The sequence below is a fragment of the Burkholderia sp. Bp8986 genome (genome assembly GCF_003854225.1).
Classification (GTDB): Bacteria; Pseudomonadota; Gammaproteobacteria; order Burkholderiales; family Burkholderiaceae; genus Burkholderia.
The window spans coordinates 120,865-147,295 of the sequence record NZ_QTQM01000015.1; the positions used below are offsets into that span (position 1 = coordinate 120,865).

Below are 26,431 nucleotides of genomic sequence, written 5' to 3' on the forward strand. Positions count from 1 at the left end.
CGCGCGCCGTCCTTCATCACGCCCCCCGTTCCCGCGTCGATGCGCCGATCGCGCGCCGGTGCACCGATGCCGCCAGCTCGAGCCGCGTTCGCGCGTCCAGTTTCCGCAGCAGGTTCTTCACGTAGACCTTCACCGTGCCCTCGCTGATGCCGAGCACGCGCGCGATCTGCTTGTTGCTCATGCCGTCGGCGATCAGCGTCAGCGTCTGCGTTTCGCGCGCGGTCAGGTCGGCCGGCCGCGCGTCGGCATGCGCGCCGGCGACGCCGTCTTCGTCGGCGAGTTCGTCGTCGAGCACCACGAGCCCCCGCATGCAACTACGCACGTAGGCGAGCAGCGCTTGCGGCTCCGACTCCTTCAGCACGTAGCCGTCGGCGCCGAGCCGCACGGCCGCGCGCAGCTCGTCGCGCTCCATCGACGCCGTCAGCAGCACCTTCACGCAATCGACCTCCTTGCGCCTGAGCCCGTCGAGCACCTGCAGCCCGCCGAGCCCCGGCATGTGCAGATCGATCAGCACCAGCTCCGGGCGCAGCATGCCCGCGAGCGAAATCCCCTGCGCGCCGTTCGACGATTCGCCGACCACGCGAAATTCTCCGGTCGCACCAAAAAATTCGGCCACGCCGCGGCGAAACAGCGGGTGATCGTCGATCAACAGCAGCGTCGTCGGTTCCATCAGGATGTCTCTCCGAATGTCGCGCCGTCCGGCACGACAAGTATCACGCGCGTCCCGCGGCAGGCGCCGCCATCGATCGCGATGCGTCCGCCGATCGCCGCCGCGCGTTCGCGCAAGATGTCGAGGCCGTAGTGGTTCAGGTCGGCCGATCCCTCGCTGAGCCCGATTCCGTCGTCGACGACGGATACCTGCAAACCATCGCCGTCGGTCCGCAGCGTGATCCACGCATGCCCGGCCTGCGCATGACGCACGACGTTCGACAGCGCTTCACGGACGATCTGCAGGATATGCAGCGCGATGCGCGGATCGATCCGCAGGTCGGGCACGCGATTGTCGAGTTCGAACACCACATCGCAGCGGCGCGAGAATTCCGCGACCGACTCGGCCAGCGCCTGCTGCAGCGAGCGCCCGTCGAGCGTCAGCCGCGCGCTGGTGATGAGCTCGCGCACCTGGCGCTGCAGGCGCGTCGTCATCGTGCGCAGTTCGGCCAACAGCGGGTTGCCGGTCGTGTCCTGTTGCTGCAGGCGAGCGACCAGGAACGACATGAAGCCCAGTTGCTGCGCGACCGAGTCGTGCAACTCGCGTGTCAGCGCCTCCGACGGGTTCGTCGCGTCGCGCCCGTGCGCGTCGGCGGGCGCCCGACGCATCAGCGCCGCGCGGATCGTGGCCGCGACGATCTCGAGGTCCATCAGCAGCGTCGGCGCCGCCGGCAGCGCGACGTCCAGCACCAGCACCGCGTCGCCGAGCGCGCGCACCGCGCGCCCGTGCCCCTGCCCGACGCAGTCCGGACACAGTTCGCATGCGCCGTCGCTTGCCCCATGCCGCAACTTGCAGCGATGCCCCTGCGTGCATCGCACCAGCGTGTCCGGCGCGGATTCGTAGCCCGCGCCGCCATCGAGCGCGAGCACGATCCGCGCGTCCGGCAATTCGCGCGCGAGTCCCGTGAAGAACGCGTGAAACGCCACGTGGCGCGGCGCGCCATTGACATATCCGGCCAGAAACGCGAGCAGCGCGTCACGCATGCGCGTCGGCAACGACGCGCCGCCGGCGGGCCGCATGCATCGGTCGGTCAGGCTGTCGTCAGGAGTCACGGTCGTTCGGCACGGACAAACCAGGATCGAATCACGACGCAAGTTCCATGCCTTTTGGCGCCGTTCCGGCGCGCTACCTCTTAGGGCGTACCTCCTCTTCAGGATTGAACGGCAATTACTGGCAAGAAACTATGTTGAACAACAGGAACGCAAACGTGACGCCACGACCGTCGCCGAGCGTACGCCCATTCATGATGCAAACGCCCCATTTTGGGAGCCGATCGATGCACTCAATTGAACCGTTCGCAGCCCGCAGCCGGCAACCGCAGCCGGCGCACACGCCATTCGTGCCGCCGAGTTTGCCGCACTATGCGCCGCTGCAGCCCTGCGCCGAGGCCCGCTCGCATCTCGTGGTCGCGCAAGGCGACGCGCTCCACGCGCTGCCGGCGTTCATCAACGCGCTCGCCGGGCTGCCGGGCAGCGCGCTGCTCGTCACGCTCGGCAAGCTGCAGGCAATCGGCCTGCCGGCCGTGTTTCACGCGTCGCTCGACACGCTGGAAGACGAGGTGCGGCACCGGCTGGATGAAAGCACGGTCGGCGTGCGTCTTTACGTGTGCGGCGACGAGACGTTCGTCTGGCACATTCGGCGTATCGCGCAGGCGGCCGGCCTGCTGCCGGAGGAGGTGGCCGCGGCCGTGTCCGGCACGCGGCGCACCGTGTACTGCGTGCATTGCGGGACCGCGCATGCGCACGACGGGCATGACGAGCCCGATGAGGTCACCTGCCCGTCATGCGACGTCCGCCTGAGTGTCCGCCAGCATTTCTCCGCGCGGCTCGGCGCCTATCTCGGCGTCTGCGCGGATGCCGACCAGCCCTGCGCGGGAGACCGCGCATGAGCCTGCTCGACGTTCGCGTGGCCGAAGCCCGCATGCTCACACCCGTCGTGCGCGAACTGGTGCTGACAGCGCTCGACGGCCCCCTTCCGGCGTTCTCGTCCGGCAGCCATGTGCAAGTCGTGCTGAACGACGGCGGCCGCACCTATCGCAATGCCTATTCGCTGGCGGGCGATCCGGCCGAACGGAACCTCTACCGGATCGCCGTGCGCCGTCACGTGTCGTCACGCGGCGGCTCCGCGTTCGTGCACGACCGTCTGGAACCCGGCGCGCGCCTGCGCATCACCGCACCGGCGAACCTGTTCGCGTTGAACGCCACCGCGCGCCATCACGTTCTCGTCGCGGGCGGCATCGGCATCACGCCGTTCATCGCGCATCTCGCGGAACTCGAGCGCCGGCAAGCGAGCCACGAGTTGCACTATGCGTACCGCGCGGGCCTGACGGATGCCTATCGCGCATCGCTCGATGTGCGGCTCGGCGCGCGCTTTCACGGCTATGACGGCGTGCACGCACGCTTCGACGCGATCGCGATGCTGCAAAGGCAGCCGCTCGGCACGCACGTCTACGTGTGCGGCCCCGCAAGCCTGCTGGACGCGGTGCGCGCCGCGGCCGCCGCGCTCGGCTGGCCGGCCGGCCGCGTGCACTGGGAAGCCTTCGTGGCGCCGGCGCCGGGCCAGCCGTTCGCGGTCGACCTGCGCCGCAGCGGCCGCCGCATCGCGGTCGGCGCCGAGCAGAGCCTGCTCGAGGCGCTCGAATCGGCGGGCATCGACGTGCCGAACCTGTGCCGCGGCGGCGCATGCGGCCAGTGCGCGACGCGCTATCTCGACGGCACGGTCGAGCATCGCGATGCGTTCCTGGACGCCAACGCGCGCGCCACCCATCTGATGCCCTGCGTATCGCGCGCGTGCGGCGCCGCATTGACCCTCGACCTGTGAGATCCGAGCCATGAGCGTATTCATCAAGCCCGCGCAAACCTATCGCGACGACTTCTCGTTCCGCAACAGCCCGGCGGCGATCGCGCGCTTTCCGTTTCCGTTCCCCGAGGACCGGTACATGTATTCGGTCAACCTCGAGCCCGCGACGCCGCGCGATCCCGGCTCGGTCTTCGCGCACCACTTCGACATCGACGAGCACTACCGTTCCGAGATCGCCGAACGCGCACGCGTGCTCGACGCCGATCCGCGCCGCGCGATCGTGATGCCGCACATGGAGACCGCGTGCTGGGACACGCTGGAGATGATCATGACGCATCTCGCGCACGACTATCCGGCGTGGTTCGCGCTCGAGCGCGACGGTGATCGCTGGCACTGGCGGAACCACGCGCTCGACCTCGACCAGGCCTTCGTGTTCGGCGACGCGCGCACGCTGCCGTACGGCCCGCTCGAATACGTCATGCGGCAGACGCAAGGCGACATCGCGCTGCTCGACCAGCGCGCCGGCGACCTGTACATGGACGCCGGCGTCGTCACCGGCCCGGCCGACTGGTCGCTCGCGTTCGATGCGGGCATGAGCTTCAAACAATGGCACGCGCCGGTGCCGCTCGCGCACCAGGCGGGCGTATTCGACCGCGCGCTGAAATACCTGCTCGGCGTGCAGGCAGGCCACCCCGTGCGCCGCCTGAACTGGACGCTGACCATTCATCCGCGCCTCGACACGTCGCCCGAGACCTATCACCAGTGGGGCGCGGACCGCGGGCGCGTGACGCCCGACAACGTCGGCGAAGCCGTGCACCTGCGCGTCGAGCTGCAATTGATGGCGCGGCTTGCGCGCAGCAATGCGCTGATGTTCGGTATCCGCACCTACCTGTGCAGCATGGCCGACCTCGTCGGCAACCCGGTGTGGGCGCGCCGGCTGCACCGCGTGCTGCGCGACCTGCCCGACCCGATCGCCGAATACAAGGGCATGACCCGCTACCGGCACACGCTCGTCGAATGGCTCAGCCGGTTCGACGTCCACGCCTGACCCGGCGTTTTCCGTAATCGACCTTCACTTTCGTTTGGAGCATTCAAGATGGCGAACTCCTGGCGCATCTCCGCCCTCGCGGACCGGCATCGCGCACTCGGCTCGAATCTCGAGGACTGGAACGGCATGGGCACTGCATGGACCTATGCGACCGATCTCGCCGACCACCACGAGGCCATTCGCACCCGCGCCGGCCTGATGGACGTATCGGGGCTGAAGAAGGTGCACTATGTCGGCCCGCACGCCGAAAGCCTGCTGAACTGGGCGACGACGCGCGACATCGGCAAGCTGTATCCCGGCAAGTCGGTGTACGCGACGCTGCTCGACGAGAGCGGCAAGTTCATCGACGACTGCATCGTCTACCGCACCGGCCCCAATGCGTTCATGGTCGTCCATGGCGCGGGCGCGGGGTACGAGCGCCTCGTGCGCTCCGCGTATGGCCGGCAGGTCGCCGTGCTGTTCGACGACGACCTACACGACCTGTCGCTGCAGGGGCCGGTCGCGGTCGACTTCCTTGCCGAATACGTGCCGGACATCCGCAACCTGCCGTACTTCCACCATGTGCAGACGCGCCTGTTCGGCCGGCCGGCGATGATCTCGCGCACCGGCTACACCGGCGAGCGCGGCTACGAGATCTTCTGCAAGGCCGCCGACGCGCCGTTCATCTGGGACACGATCCTCGACAAGGGCCGGGCGATGGGCATCGTCCCCTGCGCATTCACCGCGCTCGACTGGCTGCGCGTCGAGAGCTACCTGCTGTTCTATCCGTACGACAACTCCGAGATGTACCCGTTTGCCGACGAGCGCGCCGGCGACACGCTGTGGGAACTCGGCCTCGATTTCACGGTGTCGCCCGGCAAGACCGAATTCTGCGGCGCGGCCGAGCACTTCCGGCTCGCCGGCAAGGAGCGGTTCCGGATCTTCGGCGTCGAGCTCGAGGCCGCGAAGGCCGCGCAGGCCGGCGACACGCTCTGGCACGACGGCAAGGCGGCCGGCGTGATCACGTGCGCGATGTATTCGCGGCTGACGGGGCGCTCGCTCGCGCTCGCCCGCCTCGACGTCCGGCATGCCCGTGCGGGCGTGCCGCTCGTGGTGAAGGGCAGCGTCGAGACGCGCGCGACCACCGCGCTGTTGCCGTTCGACGATCCCGACAAGAAAAAGCGCACCGCCGTCGGCTGACGCGTTGACGACCATGCATGACCGGCGACGGCCGGCCTTTCCCGCATTCCGATCCGTTTCGAGGACACACGACGTGAATCCGAACTACATCCTGACGATCAGCTGCCCGGCCACGTCCGGCATCGTGGCTGCCGTCACCGCCCATCTCGCCGCGTCGAACTGCTACATCGGCGAGCTGGCGCAATACGACGACGAGGTCAGCGGCACGTTCTTCATGCGCGCCGTGTTCCGCTTCAACACCGGTGCGAACGGCAACGTCGAGCAGCTGCAGCGCGATTTCGCGGGCGTCGCCCGGGATTTCTCGATGCAGTGGCAACTGAAAAGCGCCGGCGAACCGATGAAGGTGCTGCTGATGGTCAGCAAGTTCGACCACTGCCTGTCCGACCTGCTGTACCGCTTCCGCAAGGGCGAGCTGCGCATGCAGATCACCGCGGTCGTGTCGAACCATCTGGATCTGCGGCCGATGGCCGAGCGCGAGGGCATCCGCTTCATCTACCTGCCGATCACGCCGGACACCCGAACGCGGCAGGAGGCGGAGCTGATGCGCATCGTCGACGAAACCGGCACCGAACTCGTCGTGCTGGCCCGCTACATGCAGATCCTGTCGAACGACCTGTGCGAGCGGCTCGCCGGCCGCGCGATCAATATCCACCACTCGTTCCTGCCGGGGTTCAAGGGCGCGAAGCCGTACCACCAGGCGTTCGAGCGCGGCGTGAAACTGATCGGCGCGACCGCCCACTACGTGACGTCCGACCTCGACGAAGGGCCGATCATCGAGCAGGAGGTGCAGCGCGTCGACCACGTGCTGCAGCCGTCCGATCTCGTCGCGATCGGACGCGACACCGAGACGGTCGCACTGTCGCGTGCGGTCAAGTATCACACCGAGCACCGCGTGTTTCTGAACCAGAACCGCACGGTGATCTTCCGATGAGCGGCGCGACGATCATCGACGGCAAGGCGATCGCCGACGCGCTGCTGGAATCCGTCCGGCACGACGTCGCGCGGCTGCGCGGCGACGGCGTGCTGCCCGGCCTCGCGGTCGTACTCGTCGGCGACGACCCGGCGAGCCACGTCTATGTGCGCAACAAGATGCTGCGCGCGCAGCAAGTCGGCATCCGTTCGATCGAGCATCGGCTGCCCGCCGACACCGTCGCGTCCGACTTGCTCGCGCTCGTCGCCGACCTGAACGCCGACCCCGACGTCCACGGGATTCTCGTGCAGATGCCGCTGCCCGCGCCGCTCGACGCCGCGGCCGTGATCGACGCAATCGATCCGCGCAAGGACGTCGACGGCTTCCATCGCGACAACGTCGGCGGGCTCGCGCTCGGCCAGGACGCGCTCGTGCCGTGCACGCCGTCGGGCTGCATGCATCTGCTGCGGGAGATCGTCGGCGACTTGCGCGGCAAGCATGCAGTCGTCGTCGGGCGCTCGAACATCGTCGGCAAGCCGATGGCCGCGCTGCTGCTCCAGTCCGACTGCTCGGTGACGACCGTCCACTCGCGCAGCGCGAACGCCGCCGAACTGTGCCGCCAGGCGGACATCGTCGTCGCGGCAGCCGGCAAGCCGGGGCTCGTCGATGCGGACTGGATCAAGCCGGGCGCGGTCGTCGTGGATGTCGGCATCAACCGCATCGAATCCGGCGGCGCGACGCGGCTCGTCGGCGATGTCGACCACGACAGCGTGGCGCGCGTCGCCGCCGCGTTGACGCCGGTTCCGGGCGGCGTCGGTCCGCTGACGATCGCCTTCCTGATGAAGAACACCGCGCTCGCGGCGCGGCGGCAGCGCGCGACGTGACCCGCGTCCGCGCACGAACGGCACGCGCCGTTCGCCGAACCACGGCTAACCACTTCCAACGAGGTAGAACGCGATGACACAACGTGTTGCAATCATCGGTGCGGGCCCGTCCGGCATGGCCCAGCTTCGCGCCTTCCAGTCGGCCCAGGCGAAGGGCGCGGACATCCCCCAGCTCGTCTGCTTCGAGAAGCAGCGCGACTGGGGCGGCATGTGGAACTACACGTGGCGCACCGGCACCGACGAACATGGCGAGCCGGTCCACGGCAGCATGTACCGCTATCTGTGGTCGAACGGCCCGAAGGAATGCCTGGAGTTCGCCGACTACACGTTCGAGGAACACTTCGGCAAGCCGATCGCGTCGTATCCGCCGCGCGAAGTGCTGTGGGACTACATCAAGGGACGCGTCGAGAAGGCCGGCGTGCGCAAGGACATCCGCTTCAGCACCGTCGTGCGCCAGGTTGCGTTCGACGACGCGAGCGGCCGCTTCACGGTGACCGCGCACGATCTCGACAAGGACGTCGTGTACGCGGAAGACTTCGACTACGTCGTGAACGCGTGCGGCCATTTCTCGACCCCGAACATGCCGAGCTTTCCCGGCTTCGACAGCTTCGGCGGACGCATCCTGCATGCGCACGACTTTCGCGACGCGCTCGAATTCAAGGACAAGGACATCCTGCTCGTCGGCAGCAGCTATTCGGCCGAGGACATCGGGTCGCAATGCTACAAGTATGGCGCGCGCAGCATCACGAGCTGCTATCGCACGGCGCCGATGGGTTATCACTGGCCGGCGAACTGGGAGGAAAAGCCGTTGCTCGAGCGCGTGCGCGGCAACGTCGCGTTTTTCGCCGACGGCAGCAGCAAGAAGATCGACGCGATCATCCTCTGCACCGGATACCAGCACCATTTCCCGTTCCTGCCAGACAGCCTGCGCCTGAAGACGAACAACCGGCTTTGGCCGCTCGACCTGTACAAAGGCATCTTCTGGGAACGCAACCCGAAACTGATCTATCTCGGCATGCAGGACCTCTGGTACTCGTTCAACATGTTCGACGCGCAAGCCTGGTACGCACGCGACGTCATCCTCGGCCGCATCGCGCTGCCCGGTTTCGACGCGATGCACGCCGACAGTCTCGCGTGGCGCGCGCGCGAGGAAACGCTGGTCACCAACCAGCAGATGTTCGAGTATCAGGGCAGCTATATCCAGGACCTGATCGATGCGACCGACTATCCGAGCTTCGACATCGCCGGCGTCAATCGCACGTTCCTCGCGTGGAAACACGACAAGCACGAGAACATCATGGGCTATCGCGACAAATCGTATCGCTCGCTGATGACCGGCACCCAGTCGCCGCCGCATCACACGCCGTGGCTCGACGCGCTCGACGATTCGATGGACGCGTACCTCGGCGAGCGTGCGCCCGAGCCGCGCGTTCGCGCCGGCTGACTGTCGCGGCACTGCGCTGTCGCGTCACCCGACCGGGCCCCGGGTGCCGCGACGCCCGACGTGCCGTTCGCGGCCGCGCGCATCGCGGGCCGCGCCCGTCCACTCATTCAAGGAACGTCCATGCTCATTCGACCACCGACCGTGTCGCGGCCGCACGAACCTGCGTTGTCCGCGCATGCGGCCGGCCGCGAACGCCATCGTGTCGCCGGTGCGGGGCTCGCCGCCGTCAAGCTCGATGCCGGCGATACGCTGCAGGTGATCGACGTCGAAGGCCGGCAGCGCGCGGAGCTGCTCGCATTGCGCGTGCGCGACGGCGGCAGCGCGCTGGCCGCGCTCGCCCTGACGCCCGACGACAGCGCACGCTTCATCGCCGAATGCCTGAACGGCGCTTCCGCAGCACAAGCGGATCTCGCCATCCTGCTCGAACGGCACGGGCTGACGGGCAAGCCGTTGCCCGACGGCGCCGTCCTCTGGTCCGGCGACACCCGCGCCGGCACCATGCGCACGTTCGTCGCGACGGAGCCGATCGTCGCGATCGTCGCGGCGCCCGGCGGCCCCGTGCCCGTGGACCGGGCCGGCCAGCCGGCGACGGAGCTTCAGCTGTCCGTCGTGCGCGCGGGCGCGTCCGCTGCCACGCAGACGAGCGTGCCGCTCGCCGATCCGCTCGCGGATTTCGTCATCCGTCCGGGAACGGCCGTCGCGTACACGGTCGCGGCCGGCGAGTACCTGCAGATCGTCGACGTCGACGGCAGGCAATGCTCCGATTTCGTCGCATTCGATCTCGACGCGCTCGGTGGGCACCGGGAAGTCGGTCTCGATCCGACCGTCACCCGCACGCTGAACGGTCATGCGTATCCCATGCCCGGTCTGTACTCGCGGTTCTTCGATCAGCTCATGCAGCCGATGCTCGAAGTCGTGCACGATACCGTCGGCCGGCACGACACGTTCGCGCTCGCGTGCACCGCGCGCTATTACGACACGCAGGGTTACCCGGGCCATGCGAACTGCAGCGACAACATCAGTGCGGTGCTCGCCGAATACGGCATCGCCGCGCGTCCCGGCTGGCCGGCGATCAATTTCTTCTTCAACACCTCGATCGACGCGCACGGCCAGATGACGATCGACGAGCCGTGGTCGCGCCCGGGCGACTACGTGCTGCTGCGCGCGCTGAAGCCGCTGCTGTGCGTCAGCACGTCGTGCCCCGACGACATCGACCCCGCGAACGCGTGGCAACCGACCGACATCCGGATCCGAACCTATTCGAGCGAGGCGCGCTTCACCATGTCCACCGCCATCAGACCCACCCCCGACGCCCCGCCCGTGCTGACGCGCCAGTCGGGCTTCCACGCCCGCACGTCGGCGCTCACGCGCCACTTTGCCGACTACCGCGGCTGGCACCTGCCGGCGCGGTTCGACGGCTACGGCGCGATCGACGAATACTACGGCTGCCGCGAGCGCGCGGCGATCGTCGATCTGTCCGCGTTGCGCAAGTTCGACGTCACCGGCCCCGACGCCGAGGCCCTGTTGCAATACTGCCTGACGCGCGACGTGCGCAGGCTCGCGGTCGGACAGGTCGTCTACTCGGCGATGTGCCATCCGCACGGCGGAATGCTCGACGACGGCACCCTGATGCGGCTCGGCCCCGACACGTTCCGCTGGATCTGCGGCGACGATTTCGCGGGTGTCTGGCTGCGGGAGCAGGCGAACAGGCTCGGCATGAAGGCCTGGGTCAAGTCGTCGTCCGACCAGATCCACAATGTCGCGCTGCAAGGGCCGCGCAGCCGCGAGATCCTGCGCGCGCTGATCCGCACGCCCGCGACCCAGCCGTCGCTCGACAGCCTCGGCTGGTTCCGCTTCCTGATCGGCCGCCTCGGCGGCGACGACGGCTGCCCCGTCATCGTCAGCCGGACCGGCTACACCGGCGAGCTCGGCTATGAGGTCTGGTGCCATCCGCGCGACGCGCAAGCCGTATGGGACGCGATCTGGGCGGCGGGCCAGCCGCACGGACTCGTGCCGCTCGGTCTCGACGCGCTCGACCTGTTGCGGATCGAAGCCGGGCTCGTGTTTGCCGGCTACGAATTCACCGACGAAACCGATCCGTTCGAGGCCGGCATCGGCTTCAGCGTTCCGCTCGCGACGAAGACCGATGACTTCGTCGGGCGCGACGCGCTGCTTCGCCGCAGCGCGCATCCGCACCGCCGGCTCGTCGGGCTCGAACTCGCCGGCAACGAACCGGCCCGTCACGGCGATTGCGTGCACAACGGGCGGGCACAGGTCGGCGTCGTCACGAGCGGCATGCGCTCGCCGATCCTCGGCAGGAGCATCGCGCTCGCGCGAATCGACGTTCACCACACGGAGCCGGGCAACGTGCTCCACGTCGGCAAGCTCGACGGCCAGCAGAAGCGCATCGACGCGCGGGTGACCGCCCCGATCTTTTACGATCCGGAGAAGGCGCGCGTACGCGGCTAGCGGATGCGATTGCCCCTTGCACACACCTGCAGGCAACCGAAGCGTTCGGGATCAGGTCATCCCGTGGGATGCGATGATTTCCTCGGTGCGGTCCCAGAGGCGCCGGGCGAGATCGGCGTCCCGGGCGAAGGCCGAGGATTCGGCAGCGCGGCAATCCGCGAAATAACGGCCGGTGACGCCGTTCAGCGCAGGATGCGCGGCCAGCAGGCACGTTGTCGCGGCGCCCTGCGGCACCGTTTTGCCGAACAGCATCGCAGCCGAGACGATCCAGTTGAACGGCCCGCGCATATGCCGATGCAGGCCCGTGGCGCCAATCAGTCCCGGATGGAGTGCGTTTGCAGTGATTCCGACATGACCCACTCTGCGTGAAAGCTCGTTCGCGAACAGGATGTTGGCGAGCTTCGCCTGGCCATAGAACGGAAAACCGCGATAGCCGTTGCTACCGTCGAGATTGTCGAAATCAATGCCTTTCCCGCCTGGAGCAAAGCGATGGGAATGACTGCCCACAATGACGATCCGGCCCGGGCGCGAGCGGTTGATTGAAGGCAGCAACCGCGTCACCAGCAGATGATGGGCGACATGGTTGACGAAGAACTGCTTTTCCACGCCGTTCACCGTCTCCAGCTTTGGCAGCGCCATTATCGCGGCATTGGTGACGACGGCATCGAGGGTGATGCCGCACGCGAGAATGCGGTCGGCGGCCCGGGCAACGGAAGCGAGATCGGTCAGTTCGGCTCCAACGGCCATGCCATCTGCGGCGTCGGCGATCGCCAGGGCGGCGCGCGCCTTGTCTTCATCCCTCGCGACGGCAATGATGCGGGCGCCGCGCATTGCCAAAACCCGCGTCGTTTCAAGACCGATACCAGAATTACAGCCCGTGATCAGGATCGTCCGGCCGGAGAGATCCAGGCCCTCGGTGACCTGCTCCGCGGTGCTGCGTCGCGAAAAGCGCAATGCGGTTATCGGGTCCATCACCCTTCTCTCCCATCGTCAGGTTCATTACGACACCTGGCCGCGCCGACGCTGAAGCCACCGGGACCACCGGCAATGACGACTCGCTTGCCGACCAAATTCCCCATGGCGCGGCTTTCATAAATTCCCGTTACTTCATTATGTGATTTGCATTGCATTTAATCATTATCGAAATGCGCCAAATAACTCGCATTAGACGCCAATAGGGATACCCACGAAAATCCGGGCTACCAGCGACTTATTTTTTGAAAAAAAGAAAATGGCGCGATCGAAACGTTATACTTTGTTAAATCCCATTTTCACCAATCTTACCTAGCTAACGCCCACGGTGTTATGGATAAAGTTTTCCATGAAGACATCTGAAATCATTCGCGACGTCGCAGCCGAGATAGAAGCAATTTTTCGCGAAAACGATCTCGCTGCTCCAAACCCTTCGGCCCTGGAACAACTCGAGCTTCTGCATGGTCGCATTCGCGCTCGCTGCGGCTACTGCGCCGACAGGGTAGGTAACATCAGGATCCTCGCCCAGGACTTCTACAGCGTTCGCAGACATCAATTTCATCCCCAGGGTGCCGACGGCGTACTGTGTGATATCCGTACGAATCTCGAGGCGATTCGTTCATGGTCGAAGGTATGGGAGGAGCACGGCAAGTAACTTCCGCACTGGAGCGCTGGCAATCGAAGCGTTCGTCGGGCAGAGAGATGAACGACGAATTGCCGCCGAATTCAGTCATCCGTCGATGCTCTGCCTTAATCGATCCCGCCGCCCCGTTTGACAACCGATGCAGTTCAACCGCCCCGGATAGGGACGGCGAACCGGCGCACAATGCGCGCTTGCGGCTACGCGATCGTCACGAATGGTAAGCCGTCTCCCCGTGCGAACTGACGTCGAGACCCTCACGTTCGCGCTCACCGTCGACACGCAGACCGATCGTCATGTCGACCAGCTTGAATGCGGCAACCGACACGACCGCCGACCACACGAGCGAGGTCCCGACGCCCCAGCACTGCGCAATCAGTTGCTCGCCGATGTGGTAGTCGGCGACCTTGTTCCCCACGTAGTCGTAGATCCCGGTTCCGCCCAGCGACGGCGACGCGAATACCCCGGTGAGCAGCGCACCCGCGATGCCGCCGATGCAGTGGACGCCGAATACGTCGAGCGAATCGTCGACACCGAGAAGGCGCTTGAGCCCGTTGACGCCCCAATAGCAGACGATGCCCGCGATCAACCCCATCGCGATCGCGCCCATCGGCCCGACGAACCCACATGCCGGGGTGATCACGACCAGCCCCGCGATCGCGCCGGACACCGCGCCGAGCATGGACGGTTTCTTCTTCAGCGACCATTCGACGAACGTCCACGACACCGTCGCCGCACAGGTCGCCAAAAGCGTCGTGACGAATGCGAGCGTCGCCGCGCCGCTTGCCTCGAGCGCGGAGCCCACATTGAATCCGAACCAGCCGACCCACAGCAGCGACCCGCCGATCATCGTCATCGTCAGATTGTGCGGCGCCATCGTCTCCCTGCCGAACCCCGCCCGCTTGCCGATCATGATCGCGCCGACCAGCGCCGCGATGCCTGCATTGATATGCACCACGGTGCCGCCTGCGAAATCGATCGCGCCCTTCTGGAACAAGAAGCCGGCCGTCGCGCCGGCCTTGTCGGCCGCCGCAGCGCTCGTGTAAGCGTCCGGGCCCGCCCAGTACCAGACCATGTGCGCAATCGGCAGGTACGAGAAGGTGAACCACAGCACCATGAACGCCAGCACCGCGGAGAATTTCGCGCGTTCGGCGATGCCCCCCACGATCAGCGCGGGCGTGATCGCGGCGAACGTCAGCTGGAACGACACGTAGATGAACTCCGGAATGACGACGCCCTTGCTGAAGGTCGCGGCGGTCGAATCCGGCGTGATGCCGACCAGGAACGCCTTCGAGAGCCCGCCGAAGAACGCGTTGCCTTCGGTGAACGCGATGCTGTAACCGTATACCGCCCACAGAACGCCGAGCAGGCAGAACACCACGAGCGTCTGCATCAGGATCGACAGCATGTTCTTCGCCCGCACCATTCCGCCGTAGAAAAGGCCGAGCCCGGGTGCCGCCATCATCACGACGAGCAGCGTCGCGACGATCATCCACGCGGTGTCGCCCTTGTTCGGCACCGGCACCGCCGCCACCTTGTCGTCCGCGAACACGGGTAGCGCCAGCAATGCGAGCCACGCGCACAGAATCCAGCCAATCGTCTTTTTCATGTCGTTTCCTCGAAGCAAGGCATGCACCGCCCCGCGATGCACGCGATAACCGATGACGAACCAGCAAAATCGGGAATGACCGCGACACCGCACGGAGGCACCGAGCGGGTCGCGGCGTCTGAAGCGACCGACGACATGACGCCGCCCGCTACTGCGCGGCGCCATGTCGCGCGCACCGTCACACCGCGGTCATGACCGCTCGCCCGGAATCCACGACGTGCCGGCCAGCGGCACGCGCGCCATCGCGGCCGCCTCGACCGTCAGCGCGACGAGATCTTCCGGCTCCAGGTGATGAACGTTCTGCTTGCCGCAGGCGCGCGCGATGGTGGTCAGCTCCATGTTCAGCGTCTTCAGGTAATTGCGCACACGACGCGCGCCCTCTTCCGGCTCGAGACGCTTTTCGAGCACCGCGTCCTGCGTCGTCACGCCCACCGGACACTTGCCGGTATGACAGTGGTGACAGAAACCCGGCGACGTATGCAGCGCCGCGTAATCTGCCGCAGCCGAATGCAGCATGCCGTCCTGGAAGTACGATTCGCTGTTGCAGCCGAGCGCCATCAGCACCCCCTGGCCGATCGCGACGGCATCCGCGCCGAGCGCGAGCGCCTTGGCGACGTCCGCACCGGTGCGAATGCCGCCCGACACGATCAGTTGAACCTGCCCCTTCATGTTCAGGTCCTCGAGCGCGGCGACGGCCTGACGGACCGCCGCCAGCGTCGGAATGCCCACGTTCTCGATGAAGCAGGTCTGGGTTGCCGCCGTGCCGCCCTGCATCCCGTCGACCACGACGACATCCGCGCCCGCATGCACCGCGAGCTTCACGTCGTTGAACGTGCGCGTCGCCCCGACCTTCACGTAGATCGGCTTTTCCCAGTCGGTGATCTCGCGCAGTTCCTGGATCTTGATCGCGAGATCGTCCGGGCCGGTCCAGTCCGGATGGCGGCTCGCCGAGCGCTGGTCGACGCCCGCCGGGAGCGTGCGCATCGACGCCACGCGCGGATTGACCTTCTGTCCGAGCAGCATGCCGCCGCCGCCCGGCTTCGCACCCTGCCCGATCACGACCTCGATCGCATCGGCGCGGCGCACGTCGTCGGGATTGAAGCCGTAGCGCGACGGCAGGCACTGGTAGACGAGCGTCTTCGACGAACGGCGCTCCTCCTGCGTCATCCCGCCGTCGCCGGTCGTCGTCGACGTGCCGGCCGCCGTCGCCGCGCGGCCGAGCGCTTCCTTGACGTTCGCCGACAGCGCGCCGAAGCTCATCCCGGCCACGGTGATCGGGATGTCGAGCACGACGGGCTTCTTCGCGAAGCGCGTGCCGAGCACGGTCTGCGTCGTGCATTTCTCGCGATAACCTTCGAGCGGGTAACGCGACAGCGAAGCACCGAGGAACAGCAGATCGTCGAAGTGCGGTACGTGACGCTTCGCCCCGAGGCCGCGAATCTCGTACAGGCCGCGTTGGGCGGCCGTGTGGATGTAGTCGATCGTCTTGCGGTCGTAGCCGTACGACTCTTCCTGCTGCAAGCGGGCGAAATGAATGGGTTTGACTTCCATGGCGTTGCCTCGATGGAGCGTGGATTCAATATTCCTGGTTCGCGTCGGCGTTCCAGTGGTAGAGCGTGCGGGCCGAAGCGATGCGCCTGAACGCGCGCGGATCGTGGTCGAGCCCGGCCGCATCGAGCAGCGCCGCGACGGCACTGAAGTCCGCGTCGGCCATCGGCTCGAACTGCGCGTCCGCGCCGAGCGACTTCACTTCACCCTTCACGTAGAGCACCGCTTCGTAGAGCGAATCGCCCAGTGCGTCGCCCGCGTCGCCGCAAATCACCATCCGGCCCGCCTGGGCCATGAATGCGGAGAAACTGCCGACCGACCCGCCGACGACGATGTCGCCGCCTTTCAGCGAGATGCCACAACGCAACCCGGCATCGCCATCGATCACGAGCAGCCCGCCGTGCGCGGAGGCACCCGCGCCGTTCGACGCGAAACCCTTCACGTGCACCTTGCCGCTCATCATGTTTTCCGCGACGCCGGTCCCGGCGCTGCCCTCGATGACGATCGTCGCGCGCTGGTTCATGCCGCCGGCGTAATAGCCGGCGTGGCCATCGATCGTCACGGTCACGTCGGCGTCCACGCCGACCGCGATGTTGTGCGCACCGTTCGGCGAGGCCACGACGATCGCCTGCCCGTCGAGCACGTCCGCGCTGCCGTGCAGGTACTGGTTGACGTCCCTGACGGTTGCGTGCTCAAGGTCGAATGTCATGCGTTCCATACGTACATCTCCTCGGGTGCGGGTTCGAATACCTTGGCGTTCCTGATGTCCGGCAGATGCGCGAGCGAGCGAAATTCCGACGCGATCGCGACATAGTCGTCGTTCTCGGCGACGACGGCCGGCTTGCATGCGAACGGGTCGCGAATCAGCGCCAGCTCGGTGGGCGTCCCCATCAGGAACGTGTAGAAGCCATCGAGCTCCTCGAAGCCCTTCTGCAGTGCGACCGGCAGCGTGTCGCCCTCGCGCAGTCGCCATTCGAGGAAGCGGCACGCCGCCTCCGTGTCGTTGTCGGTATCGAAATGAATGCCCTTCGGCTCCAGCTTCCGGCGCACGCCGTAAGGGTTCGACAGCGAGCCGTTGTGGACCAGGCAGAAGTCCTCGCCGGCCGTAAACGGATGTGCGCGATCCGGCGTCACCGCGGACTCGGTCGCCATCCGCGTATGGCCGACCAGGTGAGAGCCCTTGAGGCCGCCGAACGCGTAACGCGCGGCGATCTCCGCGGGCAGGCCGATGTCCTTGTACAGGTCGATCGAGCGCCCGGCCGACAGCAGGTACACGCGCGGGTAATGCTCGTTCAGCCAGTGCCTGACCGTGTCGGCCTGCGCGTGGACGGTCAGCACCGCGTGGTTTCCCTTCGCATCGACACGCGCCGCGGCGTCGACGGACGCCTTCAGCCGATCGAGCAGCACGTCCCACGGAAAATGCTCGCCTTCATCCGTAAAGCCCGAGTACAGGCTCAGCTTGCGCTGGTTCGGCTCGACCGCGTCGCCGAACACCGCGAGACCGGCCGAATCCGGGCCACGTTCGGTCATGCCGATCAGCATCGGCACCATCAGCTCGCCGAGCCGGTCGCGCAACGCCGGCGTCTTGACCAGCAATCCTACGATTCCACACATGTTGCCTGCTCCTCAGAAAAATTCGACGTACTGCTTGATTTCCCAATCCGATACGTGGCGCATGTATTCCAGCCACTCCATTCGCTTGAGCTTGATGAACTCGTCGACCACCGGCCCGAGCGCATCGCAGATCGTCCGGTCGGCCTCGAGCGCGTCGAGCGCCTCGCCAAGGTTTTGCGGCAGCACGCCGATGCCGTGGTCGCGAAGTTTCTGCGCAGGCCACTCGTACAGGTTCTCGTTCGCCGGCGCACCCGGCGACAGGTCGCGGTCGATGCCGTCGAGCCCGGCGGCGATCACGGCCGCCGTCGCGAGATACGGGTTGCATGCGCCGTCCGGCAGACGCAGTTCGATCCGGCCGCCTGGCATCCGCACCATGGTCGAGCGATTGTTGTCGCCGTAGCTGATGTAGGCCGGCGCCCAGGTCGCGCCGGTCAGCGAGCGCCCGACGACGAGGCGCTTGTACGAATTCACCGTCGGGTTGCAGAGCGCCGCCAGCGCGGACGCATGCGCGAGCAGGCCCGCCGTGAACCGGTAGCCGAGTGCCGACAGGCCCATGCCGAGCGTATCGTCGGCGTCGGCGAACAGGTTGCGCTTGCCGTCGCCGATCGACATGTGCATGTGCATGCCGTTGCCCGGGCGGTTCGCGAACGGTTTCGGCATGAACGAACAGATCATTCCGAGCTCGTTCGCGATTTCCGACGCGGCCATCTTGAAGAACACGTAGTGATCGCACGACGTCAGGCAGTCGGTATACGTGTAGTTGATCTCGAACTGCCCGTTCGCGTCCTCGTGGTCGATCTGATAGACGTCGATGCCGACCGCGCGCAGCGATTCGGTGAGCTTTTCCAGGAACACGCGCGTGCGGGACAGCCCCTTGTAGTCGTAGCAGGGCTTCGCCAGCGTATCGCTCGGATCGCAAGGCTCGAGCGTGCCCGACGCGGAGCGCTTCAGCAGCGAAAATTCGGGCTCGAGGCCGGTAAAGAGCGTCCATCCGCGCTCGGTCAGGCGGGCAACCTGCTTCTTCAGCGTCACGCGTGAATCGAACGCCCACGGTACGCCGTCGACGTGACCGTCGCACGCGATGCGCGCAAGCCCGGACTGCCACGGCACCGGCGTCAGCGTCGCGAGATCGCCGACCGCCATGTAGTCCGGCCCGTTCGGCTCGATGCCGACACCCCAGATCGCAAAGCCCGCGAAACCCGCGCCCGCGGTCAGCACGCTGCCCAGATGCGCGACCGGCACCGATTTCGCCTTGGCCACGCCGTGAATGTCGACGAATTGCGCGAGCACATACTTCACACCGTGTTGCGCAAGGTATGTCTGCGCTTCGTCCACCGAATCGAAGCGCGGTACGCTTCCGAGTGCGTTGACTGGCAACGGGCTCGCATCGTTCAGGTTCATCGTCTCTCCTTGCAACTGCTGCGTTCACTGGTTTGTGGAATCCGCCCGGCTGGCGAGCGGCCCAATTGCGCGACATGAGGCAAGCACCGCGTCCGGTACGCTGCGATCACGCCTTCTGCATGCGAAGGGATTTATTGTTGTGAAACAATAATTCCCGATATGAAACTTGCGGTGCGCACGCCGGCGGTCCCGACCGTGCCGGCGCGCGTACCACAATCTGCTACCCTTGCCCCTTTTGCCGAGGTCGACGATGCATACCGCTGACGACAGCAAGACCCCGCTCGAACGCTATCTCGGGTCGACCATCCGCGAGCTTCGCCAGAGCCACGGCCTGACCATCGCCCAGGTCGCCGAACAGGCCGGCATCAGCCGCGGCATGCTGTCGAAGATCGAAAACGCACAGACCTCGACCGGTCTCGACGTACTCCACCGCATTGCCCAGGCGCTCGGCGTCTCCATGGCCGTGCTGTTCCGCAACTTCGACGTCCCGCAGGGCGGCGCCCAGCTCGTGAAGAAGGGCGCTGGCATGGAAGTCGTCCGGAAAGGCACGAAAAGCGGCCACACCTACCATCTGCTCGCCTACGACCAGGGTCCGCGCAAAACCTTCGAGCCGTTCCTGATCACGATGGAGGACCAGGCGGAACGCTTTCCCGTCTTCGAGCATCCCGGCACCGAGTTCATCCACATGCTCAAGGGCGTGATCGAATACCGGCACGGTCAGCAGACCTACATCCTGCATCCGGGCGACACCCTGACGTTCCGCGCCGACGTACCGCACGGCCCGGAACGCCTGATCAAGACCCCGATCCAGTTCCTGTCGATCTTCGTCTACGGCCCCCCTGCCGACGAATGACCCTCCCGTCGCGAGAGATAATGCAAGCCTCGTGCCAGGTTTATCTACAGGAATCAAAGATTCCCGTGAATAAACACTTCGGGCGAGATGGCACCCGTGCGTCAGCGGGTGAGACCCCGCTCCCTGCGTGCTGCGGGTGCAGCGCCACGCCAACTTCGGTGCAACGTCGCACTGATACGGGAACCCCGATTACGAAGATGTATCAGCGTTCCTTATGCTGCGAGCCGCGGCAGTGCCGCCAGCGCATCCAGCGCCGCCCGGATCATCCGGCGCACGGTCGGCTGCACGCGGGCCGCGCGTTCGGTGTCGTAGGCGAACGGGAAAGCTTCGTCCATGTAGGTCGACTGGCACATCTCCAGCTGGATCGCATGCACGCCGTGTGACGGCCGGCCGGACGAGCGGGTGATGAAGCCGCCCTTGAAGCGACCGTTGGCGACCCACGTGAACGGGCTTGCGGCAGCCTCGCGCTCGACCGCGGCCTGCACGGACGGCGCGACGGTCCTGCCGTCCTGCGTGCCGATGTTCAGGTCGGGCAGCTTGCCGTCGAACAGCCGCGGCAGCAGGCTCGCGATCGAGTGCGCTTCCCAAAGCAGCACGTGCCCGTGACGCTCGCGCAGCCGCGCCAGCTCGGCCGCCAGCGCCATGTGGTACGGCTGCCAGTATGCGTCGACCCGGCGACCTTTCTCCGCCGCATCCGGTTCGGATCCTTCGCGATAGACGGGCTCGCCCCGAAACGTTTCGGTCGGACACAAGCCCGTCGTCGTCTGGCCCGGGTACAGGCTCTCGTCGTCCGACGGACGATTGAGGTCGATCACGTAACGTGAAACCGTCGCACCGAGCATCGTCGCACCGAGCGTGGTCGCGAACGCGTACAGTCGGTCGAGGTGCCAGTCGGTATCGGCGAGTGTCAGCGCGCGGTCGGTGTACGCGTCGCGCAACGGCGCGGGTATCGCCGTTCCCAGGTGCGGAATCGAAATCAGCAGCGGCGCATCGCCGCATTGCAGCGTGTATAGGTCACTCATCGAGCACTCCGTACGAATCAAAGCAATGCATCTTCGGGTAACTGCGGCACGGCGCGCGCAAGCGCCGGCCGGATCGAATGGTCGAGCACGCCGCGCGTCAGCTCGATGATCTCCGTGACGAAGTCCTCCCACTCGCCCTGTCGGTGCAGGAGAAAGAAATCGCGCCGGCCGAGCCGGCCGCCCGGCAGCGGCACGACCACGACGTCGCCGAGGTAATGGCGCGCCTGCCACAGGCACAGCGGCGTCGAGATCGCGAAGCCGAGCCGGGCGGCAACCAGGCTCAGCAGCGGATCCGTCGCGTCGAATTCGAAGCGCCTCGGGCTATCAATGCCGAGATGGCGCGCGAACCGCTCGACCTGCTGGCCGATCACGGAACGTGCGGTGTAACGGATCAACGGCAGTTCGGCGGCCAGCGTTCGCCAGTCGGCCTGCTGGCGCCCGGCCAGATGCGCGCGCGCGACGACCGCGACGAATGCTTCGGAGAACAACGGGACTTCGACGATACGCGCGTCGCTGAGCGTGGTCTGCGTACATACGGCGACGTCGATCTCCCGGTCATGCAATTGCTTGCTCAAACCCGGCGTGATCCCGGACCACATCGAAATCTGTCGCGACGTGCCCGACACCGCGCGAATCAGTTCCGGGCCGACCGTCGCCGCGAACGAGTCGACGCAGCCGAGCCGCACGGGCACCCGCCCCGCGTCCGACGCATCGCCGACGCGCGTGCTGACCATCTGCGCATGCTCGAGCAGCGGGCCGGCCAGTTCCAGCAATGCCCGGCCGGCGAGATTGGGGCGCGGCGGGCGGCTGTCCCGATCGAACAGCACCGTCCCCTGTTCGCGCTCGAGGGCGGAAATCGCCTGGCTGATCGCGCTCTGGCTGACCCCGATCCGCCTGGCCGCGGCGGTCATCGAACCGGTCTCGCACACGGCGACGAAGGCCTGCAGGGCACGCAGGTCGATGGGCGATAGGGTGCGTCGCATAGAGGCTCCAGTGGCGGCGGCGTCCATTCCGGCAATACGGAACGCATGGTGCGCCGATTCGGCCTGCCCGGACGCAGGATGAGCACTTCCGGGCACGTTGCATAAGTTTGCCTAATACAAAATTCGGCGGCACCGCGGCTCCCTAGAATCGGCACGTCGTCCATCCAGAGGGAAGCCATGAGCCACTTCGACTTCATCGTGATCGGTGCCGGCGTGATCGGCACGTCGGTCGCGCATCATCTTGCGTCGCTCGGCGCGCGCAACGTGCTCGTCATCGAACGCGGCATGATCGGCGCCGGCACCACGTCGCAATCGTCCGGCCTGCTGCGCACGCATTATTCGGTCCGCCAGAACGTCGAGCTGGCGCGCTCGTCGTGGTCGGCCTTCAACAACTTCGCCGAATACGTCGGCGACGACGAGGCGTCGTGCGGGCTCGTCAAGTGCGGCTACATGATCTGTGCGCCGGAGGGGGCGAAGCTCGAGCCGCTGCGCGCGTCGCTCGACGCGCAACGCGCGATGGACATCGAGGTGCAGTTGCTCGATCGGGACGACGCACGTGCCCGCCTGCCGATCGCACGGTTCGACGACGCGGCGCTGATCGGCTTCGAGCCGGAAGCGGGCTTCGCCGACGCCTATCTCGTCGCGACTAGCTTCGCGAAATCGGCACGCCGGCGCGGCGTGAAGATTCTCGAAGGCACGACCGTCACGGGGGTCGTGCGTGACGGCCGCCGCATCGTCGGCGTCGACACGAGTGCCGGCCGCTTCATGTGCGGCACGCTGATCAGTACGCAGAACATCTGGACCCCGGAACTGTCCGGCTGGATCGATGTCCCGCTACCCGTGAAACCGGAACGGCACACCGTGCTGGCGCTCGAGTGCGACGCACGATATTCGTTCCAGATGCCGGCGTTCAAGGACCTGGGCTCGCCCGGCATGCTCTATTACCGCAGCTATGGCGGCAGCCAGATGCTGGTCTCCGAGGGCGTCGTCGGCGAGACGCTGAATGCGCCGGAAACCGAACAGGGCGACATTTCGCTGGATTACGTCGCCGAAGTCGGTGCGCAGGTCGCCGAACGCTTTCCCGCCTACGAGACAGCCGGGCTCGCGTCGTCGTGGACCGGCGTCTACGACGTGACCCCCGACTGGAACCCGGTGCTTGGCAACATCGGCGACATCGACGGACTCGTGGTTGGCTTCGGTTTCTCGGGCCACGGCTTCAAGCTGTCGCCCGGCATCGGCAAACTGCTCGCACAGCATGCGCTCGGACAGCCGACCGACGTGTCGCTCGCCCCTTACTCGCTCGAACGCTTTGCGACCGGCGCCTTGCTCACCGGCAAGTATGGCCTCGGCGCCGTGTCCTGATCTTCATCCTTTCGACGAGACATTCCCATGCCCCTGAAGATACTGGTGCCCGTCAAGCGCGTCGTCGATCCGAACGTGCGCGTGCGGGTCGGTTCAACCGGCTCGATCGAGACGACCGGCCTCAAGATGTCCATCAACCCGTTCGACGAATGCGCGCTCGAGATGGCGCTGCGCCTGCGCGAGGCCGGCCATGCCGCCCAGGTGAGCGTCGTCACGTGCGGCGCGGCCGCTTGCCAGGACGTGCTGCGCACCGGCCTGGCCATGGGCGCCGACGACGCGATCCTGATCGACACCGGCGACGTCGCCGCGTCGCTCGACTCGCTGGGCGTCGCACGGTTGCTCCACGCGTACCTCGGCACGTCGCCTTGCGACCTCGTGCTTTGCGGCAAGCAGGCGATCGACGACGACACCGGCGGCGTCGCGCCCATGCTCGCCGGCCTGCTCGGCTGGCCGCAAGGTCTCGACGCGACGGCTCTCGCACCCGAGGGCGACGGCTGGCGCGTCACGTGCGGCGACGACAGCGGCACCGCAACCTGGCGGCTGACCGGACGCGCCGTCGTGAGCGCCGACCTGCGCCTGGCCGAACCGCGACGCGTGACGCTGCCGAGTATCGTCAAGGCCAAGCAGAAGCCGCTCGCAATCGTTCCCGCCACGCGATTCGCAGTCGACCTCGCACCGTCGTCGCGCGCAGTGCAACTCGACGAGCCCACCGTACAGCGCTCGGGTCACCGCGTTGCCGACATCGACGCACTGATCGCCGCGCTCGCGGCACACAGCGTCTTTGCCCATACAGGAGTCTGCGCATGAGAACGCTCGTTGTTGCCGAAGCCGCGGCCGACCATACGCTGCCGGACGCGGTCCGGCGCGTCGTGACCGCAGCAACGGCACGCCGGCATCCCGTCGACGTGCTGGTGCTCGATCCCGCGACCGCTGCGGAAGCCGCGCTGATCGACGGCATAGACCAAGTGCTCCGGCCCGATCTGCCAGACGCTTCCGGCGCCCTCACGCCAGAAAGTCTCGCCGCGCTGCTGGCCGGGCTGGCGTCGCGCTACACACTGATCGCGGCCGCCCATCGCACGCTGGGCCGGAATGCGTTGCCGCGGGCCGCGGCGCTCACCGGTGCGGCGTTCGTCGCGGACGTCACCGGCATTGCGGACGACGGGCGCTTCGTGCGTGGCTGGTATGCGGGAAGCATCGTCGCGACCGTCGAAAGCGCACGCGAGACGACCTTTGCGACCGTGCGGGCATCGTCGTTCGCGGCGGCGGGCGCGCGAGCGGAACCGGCACCGATCGATTCCGTGGATGCGCCGCCCTCATTCGCCGCGACCACGCTCGTCGAACGCAACGGCTGCCAGACAGCCGGCATCGATCTCGCGAATGCGCCGATCGTCGTGTCCGGCGGGCGTGGGCTCGCGTCCAGCGAGAACATGGCGCGGCTCGGCACGCTCGCGTCGCGTGTCGGCGCAGCCCTCGGCGCATCACGTGCCGCGGTCGATGCCGGCTACGCACCGAACGCGATCCAGGTCGGGCAAACCGGCAAGACCGTCGCCCCCGACGCCTATCTCGCGTTCGGGATCTCGGGCGCCGTTCAGCACCTGGCCGGCATGAAGGATTCGAAGTTGATCGTCGCCGTCAACAAGGATCCGGATGCGCCCATCTTCTCGTTTGCGGACGTGGGCTTCGTGGGGGACCTGTTCGACGTGATGGCTGCACTCGAACGTCACGTCGAGGCCGGAGGTGGTGCATGACGAACCCGGATTCCGGGCAGGGCGGCGTCCCGCGCGTGCCTGCACCACGTTCCTCCAGCGGGACTGCACCGTCGGCGTCGCACTACCCGTCCGTCCGGTTTATCGATTGCGCGCAAGTCGAGTCTGAAGCCTGGGCGAACGGCGCGGGCGTCACGCGAACGATCGCCAGCCGCATCGACGCCGACGGCAACGTGGACTGGCGTATCAGTCTCGCAACGCTCGACGGATCGGCCCGCTTCTCGCAGTTTCCGGGCGTCGACCGGATACTCGTGCCGGTCGACAACGCGAGCGTCGAACTGCGCGCGCAGGACGGGCATCTCGTCGCGCACCCGATCGTGCCGGCGTACTTTCCCGGCGATTTGCCGGTGTGGACGACTGACATCGTACGGCCTACGCACGTCCTCAACGTGATGACGCGCCGCGCGGCCTGCCGGGCCACCGTGAGCGTGGCGACGCATTCACGCCGCGTGACGCCGGCGCCGACGCATCTGCTGATTTGCGCGGCCGGCCAATGGCGCTTCAGCAGCGCGTCGCTCAGTACCCAGACCCTGCTGCCGATGCATGGCCTGTGGCTCGACGGCCGCAGCGAAGAAATCGACCTGCAGTCCGACGCACTTGACTCCCGCCTGATCTCGATCGCGATCGAGTCGGTCGAACGCTAATCCCTGCCCGCTTATCTGCTCATGTCACACGCTTCGTTTGTCGCACCATACGGCCCGCGCGAATCGATGGAATACGACGTCGTGATCGTCGGCGGCGGCCCGGCCGGGCTGTCGGCCGCGATCCGGCTCAAGCAGCTGGCCGCCGAGAAAGGCACCGAGATCGGCGTGTGCGTGCTCGAGAAGGGTTCCGAGATCGGCGCGCACATCCTGTCGGGCGCGGTGATGGACCCGCGCGCGATCACCGAGCTGTTTCCCGACTGGAAGGAACAGGGTGCGCCCGTGAACGTCGAGGTGACGGAAGACCGCTTCCTGTTCCTGTCGGAAAAGAGCGCGGTCACGACGCCCAACTGGGCGCTGCCCGCCAACTTCAAGAACCACGGCAACTACGTGATCTCGCTGGGCAGCGTCACGCGCTGGCTCGGCCAGCAGGCGGAAGCCCTGGGCGTCGAGATCTTCCCGGGCTTTCCGGCTGCCGAGATTCTGTACAACGACGACGGCTCCGTGAAAGGCGTCGCCACCGGCAACATGGGCGTAGGCAAGGACGGCGAGCCGACCGAGAACTTCCAGCTCGGCAT

At 66.7% G+C, this 26,431-nt stretch carries 25 protein-coding genes; 15 read left to right on the forward strand and 10 right to left on the reverse strand.

Annotation, left to right across the window (positions count from 1 at the left end; genetic code table 11):
- Window positions 1-16: 16 nt before the first annotated feature.
- Window positions 17-670 (reverse strand): response regulator, encoded by a 654-nt coding sequence (locus DID99_RS16205; protein WP_124488086.1) that lies wholly within the window; start codon window positions 668-670, stop codon window positions 17-19.
- A complete protein-coding gene (locus DID99_RS16210; RefSeq protein WP_221622530.1) occupies window positions 670-1,761 on the reverse strand; it encodes a sensor histidine kinase in 1,092 nt (363 codons plus the stop codon). Before DID99_RS16210 ends, DID99_RS16205 begins: the two co-directional genes overlap by 1 nt.
- A gap of 224 nt (window positions 1,762-1,985) precedes the next feature.
- On the opposite strand from DID99_RS16210, the gene DID99_RS16215 reads away from it, so the two are divergent.
- The 8 genes from DID99_RS16215 (at window position 1,986) to DID99_RS16250 (ending at window position 11,442) form a co-directional block, all read left to right on the forward strand.
- Window positions 1,986-2,597: a dimethylamine monooxygenase subunit DmmA family protein gene (locus DID99_RS16215; protein WP_124667152.1), complete on the forward strand. Its 612-nt coding sequence runs from the start codon at window positions 1,986-1,988 to the stop codon at window positions 2,595-2,597.
- The gene (locus DID99_RS16220) at window positions 2,594-3,529 is read left to right on the forward strand and encodes a PDR/VanB family oxidoreductase (protein WP_124667153.1); all 936 of its coding nucleotides are present in this window, start codon (window positions 2,594-2,596) and stop codon (window positions 3,527-3,529) included. Before DID99_RS16215 ends, DID99_RS16220 begins: the two co-directional genes overlap by 4 nt.
- Window positions 3,530-3,539: 10 nt before the next feature.
- Complete coding sequence (locus DID99_RS16225; RefSeq protein ID WP_124488089.1) at window positions 3,540-4,556, forward strand: DUF3445 domain-containing protein; 1,017 nt, start codon at window positions 3,540-3,542, stop codon at window positions 4,554-4,556.
- Between the two features lie 48 nt (window positions 4,557-4,604).
- Complete coding sequence (locus tag DID99_RS16230) at window positions 4,605-5,735, forward strand: aminomethyltransferase family protein (RefSeq protein WP_124488090.1); 1,131 nt, start codon at window positions 4,605-4,607, stop codon at window positions 5,733-5,735.
- A 73-nt stretch (window positions 5,736-5,808) separates the two neighbouring features.
- The gene (gene purU, locus DID99_RS16235; protein WP_260426285.1) at window positions 5,809-6,666 is read left to right on the forward strand and encodes a formyltetrahydrofolate deformylase; all 858 of its coding nucleotides are present in this window, start codon (window positions 5,809-5,811) and stop codon (window positions 6,664-6,666) included.
- A complete protein-coding gene (locus DID99_RS16240) occupies window positions 6,663-7,529 on the forward strand; it encodes a bifunctional 5,10-methylenetetrahydrofolate dehydrogenase/5,10-methenyltetrahydrofolate cyclohydrolase (RefSeq protein WP_124667154.1) in 867 nt (288 codons plus the stop codon). Before purU ends, DID99_RS16240 begins: the two co-directional genes overlap by 4 nt.
- 73 nt (window positions 7,530-7,602) lie before the next feature.
- Window positions 7,603-8,973 (forward strand): NAD(P)-binding domain-containing protein, encoded by a 1,371-nt coding sequence (locus DID99_RS16245; RefSeq protein ID WP_124488092.1) that lies wholly within the window; start codon window positions 7,603-7,605, stop codon window positions 8,971-8,973.
- Between the two features lie 120 nt (window positions 8,974-9,093).
- The gene (locus DID99_RS16250; protein WP_221622627.1) at window positions 9,094-11,442 is read left to right on the forward strand and encodes a DUF1989 domain-containing protein; all 2,349 of its coding nucleotides are present in this window, start codon (window positions 9,094-9,096) and stop codon (window positions 11,440-11,442) included.
- 51 nt (window positions 11,443-11,493) lie between these two features.
- Here the strand turns inward: DID99_RS16250 and DID99_RS16255 are convergent, their stop codons facing one another.
- Window positions 11,494-12,414 carry an SDR family oxidoreductase gene (locus DID99_RS16255; RefSeq protein ID WP_221623052.1) on the reverse strand — a complete coding sequence of 307 codons (921 nt, stop codon included), beginning with the start codon at window positions 12,412-12,414 and terminating at the stop codon, window positions 11,494-11,496.
- 349 nt (window positions 12,415-12,763) lie between these two features.
- Here DID99_RS16255 and DID99_RS37875 point away from each other — a divergent pair, with 349 nt between their 5' ends.
- Window positions 12,764-13,069, forward strand: a complete 306-nt coding sequence (locus DID99_RS37875; protein ID WP_260444590.1) for a hypothetical protein — start codon at window positions 12,764-12,766, stop codon at window positions 13,067-13,069.
- 196 nt (window positions 13,070-13,265) lie between these two features.
- Here DID99_RS37875 and DID99_RS16265 read toward each other — a convergent pair whose 3' ends face one another.
- From DID99_RS16265 to glnT, 5 genes are all read right to left on the reverse strand, one after another.
- A complete protein-coding gene (locus tag DID99_RS16265) occupies window positions 13,266-14,663 on the reverse strand; it encodes an ammonium transporter (RefSeq protein ID WP_124488094.1) in 1,398 nt (465 codons plus the stop codon).
- 189 nt (window positions 14,664-14,852) lie between these two features.
- Complete coding sequence (locus DID99_RS16270; RefSeq protein WP_034191060.1) at window positions 14,853-16,214, reverse strand: FMN-binding glutamate synthase family protein; 1,362 nt, start codon at window positions 16,212-16,214, stop codon at window positions 14,853-14,855.
- Between the two features lie 25 nt (window positions 16,215-16,239).
- Window positions 16,240-16,929: a protein glxC gene (locus DID99_RS16275; protein ID WP_124521265.1), complete on the reverse strand. Its 690-nt coding sequence runs from the start codon at window positions 16,927-16,929 to the stop codon at window positions 16,240-16,242.
- On the reverse strand, window positions 16,917-17,825 hold the full coding sequence (locus DID99_RS16280; protein WP_034191062.1) for a class II glutamine amidotransferase: 909 nt from the start codon (window positions 17,823-17,825) through the stop codon (window positions 16,917-16,919). Before DID99_RS16280 ends, DID99_RS16275 begins: the two co-directional genes overlap by 13 nt.
- 12 nt (window positions 17,826-17,837) lie before the next feature.
- The gene (glnT, locus tag DID99_RS16285; RefSeq protein WP_185715754.1) at window positions 17,838-19,226 is read right to left on the reverse strand and encodes a type III glutamate--ammonia ligase; all 1,389 of its coding nucleotides are present in this window, start codon (window positions 19,224-19,226) and stop codon (window positions 17,838-17,840) included.
- A gap of 250 nt (window positions 19,227-19,476) precedes the next feature.
- Between glnT and DID99_RS16290 the strand changes: the two genes are divergently transcribed.
- Window positions 19,477-20,079 carry a helix-turn-helix domain-containing protein gene (locus tag DID99_RS16290; protein WP_124488097.1) on the forward strand — a complete coding sequence of 201 codons (603 nt, stop codon included), beginning with the start codon at window positions 19,477-19,479 and terminating at the stop codon, window positions 20,077-20,079.
- A 212-nt stretch (window positions 20,080-20,291) separates the two neighbouring features.
- On the opposite strand, the gene hutG is transcribed toward DID99_RS16290, so the two are convergent.
- Window positions 20,292-21,101, reverse strand: coding sequence for an N-formylglutamate deformylase (gene hutG, locus DID99_RS16295; protein ID WP_124667156.1), 810 nt, complete (start codon window positions 21,099-21,101; stop codon window positions 20,292-20,294).
- Between the two features lie 17 nt (window positions 21,102-21,118).
- Window positions 21,119-22,084 carry a LysR family transcriptional regulator gene (locus tag DID99_RS16300; RefSeq protein ID WP_124488118.1) on the reverse strand — a complete coding sequence of 322 codons (966 nt, stop codon included), beginning with the start codon at window positions 22,082-22,084 and terminating at the stop codon, window positions 21,119-21,121.
- Between the two features lie 177 nt (window positions 22,085-22,261).
- Here DID99_RS16300 and DID99_RS16305 point away from each other — a divergent pair, with 177 nt between their 5' ends.
- The 5 genes from DID99_RS16305 to DID99_RS16325 all read left to right on the forward strand — a co-directional run.
- Window positions 22,262-23,446, forward strand: coding sequence for an FAD-binding oxidoreductase (locus DID99_RS16305; RefSeq protein ID WP_124521269.1), 1,185 nt, complete (start codon window positions 22,262-22,264; stop codon window positions 23,444-23,446).
- Between the two features lie 27 nt (window positions 23,447-23,473).
- Window positions 23,474-24,253 (forward strand): electron transfer flavoprotein subunit beta/FixA family protein, encoded by a 780-nt coding sequence (locus DID99_RS16310; RefSeq protein ID WP_124667157.1) that lies wholly within the window; start codon window positions 23,474-23,476, stop codon window positions 24,251-24,253.
- Complete coding sequence (locus DID99_RS16315) at window positions 24,250-25,194, forward strand: electron transfer flavoprotein subunit alpha/FixB family protein (protein ID WP_124667158.1); 945 nt, start codon at window positions 24,250-24,252, stop codon at window positions 25,192-25,194. Before DID99_RS16310 ends, DID99_RS16315 begins: the two co-directional genes overlap by 4 nt.
- Window positions 25,191-25,856, forward strand: a complete 666-nt coding sequence (locus DID99_RS16320; RefSeq protein WP_124667159.1) for a HutD family protein — start codon at window positions 25,191-25,193, stop codon at window positions 25,854-25,856. The genes DID99_RS16315 and DID99_RS16320 overlap by 4 nt, the downstream gene beginning before the upstream one ends.
- 21 nt (window positions 25,857-25,877) lie before the next feature.
- Window positions 25,878-26,431: NAD(P)/FAD-dependent oxidoreductase (locus DID99_RS16325; RefSeq protein ID WP_148094677.1), on the forward strand; the 554-nt coding region annotated here is incomplete at its 3' end.